The sequence below is a fragment of the Anoxybacillus sp. LAT27 genome, from assembly GCF_022030075.1.
In the GTDB taxonomy this organism is placed as follows: domain Bacteria; phylum Bacillota; class Bacilli; order Bacillales; family Anoxybacillaceae; genus Anoxybacillus; species Anoxybacillus kestanbolensis.
The window spans coordinates 1-234 of sequence record NZ_JAIWYK010000287.1; the positions used below are offsets into that span (position 1 = coordinate 1).

The 234-nt window shown below is 63.2% G+C and carries 1 protein-coding gene; it reads right to left on the reverse strand.

Annotated features, from left to right (window positions below):
• Positions 1 to 234, reverse strand: a 234-nt coding sequence (locus LD028_RS18245) for an ATP-binding cassette domain-containing protein (protein WP_237811674.1), incomplete at both ends; no start/stop codon positions are given.

The following is a 234-nucleotide window of genomic DNA, read 5'->3' on the forward strand; positions in this document are numbered from 1 at the left end:
CGCCTGTTCAAAGGCCATCACCGATTCCAAGTCCAAGTGGTTGGTCGGCTCGTCCAGCAACAACAGTTGCGCCGGCACTTCGCGCCACAAGGCAATCGCCATCGCGGCCTTCAAGCGTTCGCCGCCACTGAGTTGCCCGGCGGGTTGGGTCACGCGCAAGGCGTTCAGTTGCAGCAACGCCAGGCGCGTGCGCAATTCGGCTTCGGCCAGTGGCGTGTCGAGCAGGTTGAGTTG